General features: G+C 68.9%; 4 protein-coding genes. 2 read left to right on the top strand and 2 right to left on the bottom strand.

Annotated features, from left to right (window positions below):
* A partial coding sequence (locus Q7W29_01610) for a histidine kinase dimerization/phospho-acceptor domain-containing protein (GenBank protein ID MDO9170507.1) occupies positions 1-1163 on the bottom strand: 1163 nt, incomplete at its 3' end.
* Positions 1164-1208: 45 nt separating this feature from the next.
* Positions 1209-1949 carry a response regulator transcription factor gene (locus tag Q7W29_01605; protein MDO9170506.1) on the bottom strand — a complete coding sequence of 247 codons (741 nt, stop codon included), beginning with the start codon at positions 1947-1949 and terminating at the stop codon, positions 1209-1211.
* A gap of 461 nt (positions 1950-2410) precedes the next feature.
* Between Q7W29_01605 and Q7W29_01600 the strand changes: the two genes are divergently transcribed.
* A complete protein-coding gene (locus Q7W29_01600; GenBank protein MDO9170505.1) occupies positions 2411-3343 on the top strand; it encodes an ATP-binding cassette domain-containing protein in 933 nt (310 codons plus the stop codon).
* A gap of 2 nt (positions 3344-3345) precedes the next feature.
* Positions 3346-4593 carry an ABC transporter permease gene (locus Q7W29_01595; protein ID MDO9170504.1) on the top strand — a complete coding sequence of 416 codons (1248 nt, stop codon included), beginning with the start codon at positions 3346-3348 and terminating at the stop codon, positions 4591-4593.
* The last annotated feature ends 235 nt before the right edge of the window (positions 4594-4828 follow it).

Below are 4828 nucleotides of genomic sequence, written 5' to 3'. Positions count from 1 at the left end.
AGCGGATCGGCGAGGACCTGCGGTAGGCCGGCCTCGGCGTCCAGGACCAAATCGACGCCCGCCGCCCCGGCCCGCGGTTCGAGCCGGCCCAAGACGTCCGCCGCCAGTTCCTCGAGGGAGAACGCCTCGTGGCGGTACTCCGCCTGTCCGCTCTCGAGGCGGGTCAGCTCGAAGAGGCGCTCGATCAAGCCTTCCAGGTTGTCCAGGTTCGCGGTGATGGTGCGCAGGTGGCGCTGGCGCTCCGCCTCGTCGAGGTCCTGGCCGCGCAGGGTCAGCGTCTCGACGTAGCCGCGCAGCGAGGCCATGGGCGTGCGCAGGTCGTGGGAGATGTTGGCCGTCAGCTGGCGGCGGTAGTCCTCGGACTGGCGCAAGCGGCCGATGACGCCCGTGAGGCGGTCCGCCATGCTGTTGAAGCTGCGCTCCAGCGCGCCGATCTCGTCGGCGGCGCGGCCGCTGGCGCGGTGGTCGAAGTCGCCGTCGCGGAAGGCGGCCAGGTCCAGCGACAGCGCGCGGATGCGGCGGCTGACCCAGGTCAGGATCACCAGGCCGCCCAGGAAGGACGACAGCAGGATGGCGGCGGCGCCGCGCAGGTTGCGGGTGCGCTCGTCGCGCTCGATCTCCTCCATCGAGACGTTCAGGGGCCGGAAGCTCGACACCAGCCAGGCGTCGGGCGCGGCCGTCGAGTCGCCGCCGGCGAAGATGGGCACCACGTCGTTGATGCGGTTCTCGTAGGCGTCGATGGCGGCCGGGTAGGGGTAGCTCTCGAAGTCCCAGTCCTCGGCGGTCATCGAGTCCAGCAGGGTCGGGCTCACGTAGACCAGCACCCGGCTCAGGCTGTCGGGCATGGTCGTGAAGCGCACCAGGCCGTCGGGGCCGATCAGCGCGATCTCGGCGTCGAAGCCGCGGACGGCCCGGCCGTAGGCGGCCAGGGCGTTCGCGGTCGCGGTGCTGTCGGCGAACAGCGGCGTCATCTGGACGGCCAGGCTTTCGGCCTCGGCCTCCCGCCGGTTGTCGTACCACTCCTCCTCGCCGGGCAGCCAGAGCGCCTGGTTCATGGAGCGCTCGACCCACCAGGAGTAGGTCAGGAACACGACCGACAGCAGCGCCAGGAACAGCAGGGCGATGCGGAAGTGCAGGGTGCGGTGGAAGGTCCAGCGGCTCATGGTCCCCGTCCGGTAGGAATCCGCGGTGTTCAGAACTCGCAAAGTTCAAAATTCGTCGGTGAAACGGTAGCCGATGCCCCACACCGTCAGGATGTAGCGGGGCCGGTTCGGATTGGCTTCGATCTTGCCGCGCAGCCGGTTCACGTGCGAGTTGACGGTGTGCTCGTAAACGTCGGAATCCTGGTCCCACACCTGGTCGAGCAGCTGCGTCCGCGAGAAGGTGCGCCCGGGCCGCGCGGCCAGGGTGTAGAGCAGGTCGTATTCCTTCAGCGTCAGCTGGACCGGCTCGCCGCGCACGCTGACCCGCCGCTTGGTGTGGTCGATGCTCAGCTCGCCGAGCTCGAGCACGAGGTCCTGCTCGCTGCCCCGCGCGATGCTGCGCGCCAGCTCGATGCGCCGCTGCAGCACCTTCAGCCGCGCCGTCAGCTCGCGCAGGCTGAAGGGTTTGGTCATGTAGTCGTCGCAGCCCAGTTCCAGGCCGAGGACCTTGTCCGCCTCCTCGCCGCGCGCGGTGAGCATGAGGATGGGCACCTGGCGGTCGCCGGCCCTGATCTCCCGCAGCACGTCCAGGCCCGACATCGCGGGCAGCATCCAGTCCAGTACCACGGCCGACCACTCCGACGCGGCGAAAGCCTCGAGCCCGCGGTGCCCGTCGTGCGCCGCGGTCACGTCGTAGCCCTCGCCCTGCAGGTGCAGGGTGATCAGGTCGATGAGGTCGCGGTCGTCCTCGATCAGCAGGATCCGCCGCCTGGTCGTCTCGCTCACGTCGGTCCTTTCCGCAGCCATCGCGCTGCCATCCTCAAGTGTAACACGGTCCGGCGGCGCCTGTCTGCCCGATAGCGGGCCTCGCGCCGGCCGGGAATGCGGCGGGAATTGGTCCTGAAGATTTGACTCCTTCGTGACGGATCCGTGATGGTCGCCATGTAGTATGACCTCAGTGAAGTTTCCTCCCGGCCGCCGATCGCGGCGGCACTCCGGGAGTGCAGGCTCGGACCGAGTCATGGGCCTCGCCCGCGACTCGGATCCAAGACACGGGGCCACCGGCGGGGGTAGCCCCGTGTTCTTTTCCCCCCGAACCGTCATCGCCATCCATTTCCGACGCCTTCGGGGCAACCGGGGCGCCTTTTCACCGTAGAACAGCGCTCGCGGGCGCCGGTGAGCGGGCTTGCTTCCGGGGCGGCGCTGCCCTAAGCTACCGCGCGACTGGACGATCGGCCCCGCCACCGACTCCCAGAGAAAGGACGCCCATGGCATCGGCCTTCCTGCACGTCAACGACCTCGGCAAGAGCTACGGCCAGGTGCGCGCCGTGGACGGGATCTCGCTCGAGATCCCGCGGGGCAGCATCTACGGCTTCCTGGGCCCCAACGGGTCCGGCAAGACGACCACGATCCGCTGCATCATGAACATCATCCTGGCCGACCGCGGCGAGATCCTGTTCGACGGCCGGCCTCTGGACCGTCTGCTGCTGGACCGTGTCGGCTACCTGCCCGAGGAGAGGGGGCTCTACCGCAAGATGAAGTGCGCCGAGCAGCTGGCCTTCCTGGCCACGCTCAAGTCGGTGCCGCGGAAGGAAGCCATGCGCCGGGCCGAAGCCTGGCTCGAGCGGCTGGGCCTGGGCGAGTGGAAGGACCGCAAGGTCGACGCCCTGAGCAAGGGCATGCAGCAGAAGGTCCAGTTCGCGGCCACGTTCCTGTTCGAGCCGGACCTGGTGATCCTGGACGAGCCCTTCAGCGGGCTGGATCCCCTGAACGTCGAGACGATGCGCGACGTCATCCGCGAGCAGAACGCCCGCGGCTGCACCATCATCCTTTCGACCCACATGCTGGCCGAGGCGGAGAAGCTGTGCGACTCGGTCTGCCTGATCGAGGGCGGCCGCAAGGTGCTCGACGGCACCCTCGAGGCGGTGCGCACGGACTTCCCGCTGAAGTCGGTGCGGGTCGCCTACGCCGGCGGCAAGGAGCCGCCCGCGCGGCTGCCGGGCATCGCCCACCGCGTGTTCCAGGACGATTCCTGGCGGCTGACCCTGGAGGCCGGGGCGAGCACCGACGCGGTGCTCGACGCCCTGCGCGCCGGCGGCCAGCTGACGCTGTTCGCGGCCAACCGGCCCGCCCTGGACGAGATCTTCCTGAGCGTGGTGCGCGAGCGCCGCGCCGCCGCCGGAACGGAGGCCGCGTCGTGAAAATGCTCGCCATCATCCGCCGTGAATACCTCGAGCGCGTCCGCACCAAGGGCTTCGTGATCAGCACCCTGCTGATCCCGCTGCTGATGGCCCTGATCATGGTCGTGCCCATGCTGACGATGCAGTCGGTGGACACGCGCAACACCGTCGGTTTGATCGACCCCAGCGGGGAGTACTTCGCGCTCCTGGACGCCTCCCTGTCCGCGCAGGAGGACCTGCACGTCTCGCTGATCCCCCTGCCGGTCACCGGCGGCGACCTCGCGGCCGCGACGGCGGGCCTGCAGGACCAGATCCGCGACGAGAGCCTCGACGGCGGCGTCGTGATCGGGGACGACTTCGTCGGGCAGCCGAAGGCCACCTACTACAGCCGCTCGGTCTCCGGCAGCATCGTGCGCGACGACCTGCAGCCGGCGCTGGACCGCGTGCTGCGCCAGGCGCGCTTCGCGCGGGCCGGGGTGCCGGACTCCCTGCACGCCTACCTGTCCGAGCGGGTGGCGTGGGAGTCGCTGTCGGTGGGCGACACCGGCGAGGCGACCCGCCGCGACGAGGGCGGCGTCATGCTGCTGGCCTTCACGCTCATCATGATGCTCTACATGATGGTCCTGGTGTACGGGCAGCAGACCCTGACCGCGGTGATCGAGGAGAAGAGCAGCCGCGTGGTGGAGGTGCTGCTGTCCAGCGTGCCCTCCTCGCAGCTGATGTTCGGCAAGGTGGTGGGCATCGGCGGCGCCGGCCTCACGCAGGTGGCCATCTGGACCGCGGCGATCTTCGTCATGGCCGGGCAGGGCCTGAGCGTGGGCGGCATCTCCTTCGACGCCTCCTACCTGACGCCGATGATCCTGGGCTCGTTCGTCGTGTTCTTCGTGCTGGGCTTCCTGCTCTTCTCGATGATGTACGCCGGCGTCGGCGCGCTCTGCAACACGATCCAGGAGGCGCAGCCCTTCGCCACGCCGATCATGATGTTCGTGATCATCCCGATGATGCTCATGACCCTGGTGCTCAGGGCCCCGGGCAGCCCCCTGGCCACGGTGCTGAGCCTGATCCCGATGTTCTCGCCCATCCTGATGTTCATGCGGGTCTGCCTGGCATCGCCGCCGCTGTGGCAGGTCGTGCTGTCGTGGGTGCTGATGAGCGCGACGATCTGGATGATGTCGCGGGCCGCCGGGAAGCTCTTCAGGGTCGGCATCCTGATGAGCGGGTCGGCTCCCAATTGGGCGACGCTCGTCCGGACACTCCGTCAGCCCGACTAGAGAGGGAACAGGAGAGGGCCCGCGAACGGACCGCTTGCTAGACGGTCCGTCCGCGGGCCCTCTCCTGTTCCCGTCAGTTGTGCTATCATCGGACTAGCGATTATCCGATGGAGGCTAGACCGATGAAGCGTGTCGTGGCGATGGTTTGCGTGATGGGGTGGGCGGCGGCGGCGGCGGCGGGCGGCGGGGTGCACACCACGTACCTGTGGCACATGCACCAGCCGATCTACTGGCC

Source organism: bacterium (assembly GCA_030654305.1).
Taxonomy (GTDB): domain Bacteria; phylum Krumholzibacteriota; class Krumholzibacteriia; order LZORAL124-64-63; family LZORAL124-64-63; genus PNOJ01.
This window is presented reverse-complemented; position numbering and strand designations above follow the sequence as displayed.

Bases quoted from the DNA above. Each gene is read 5' to 3' on its own strand.
- Q7W29_01605 (MDO9170506.1), bottom strand. From the start codon at position 1,949: ATGGCTGCGGAAAGGACCGACGTGAGCGAGACGACCAGGCGGCGGATC.
- Q7W29_01600 (MDO9170505.1), top strand. From the start codon at position 2,411: ATGGCATCGGCCTTCCTGCACGTCAACGACCTCGGCAAGAGCTACGGC.
- Q7W29_01595 (MDO9170504.1), top strand. From the start codon at position 3,346: ATGCTCGCCATCATCCGCCGTGAATACCTCGAGCGCGTCCGCACCAAG.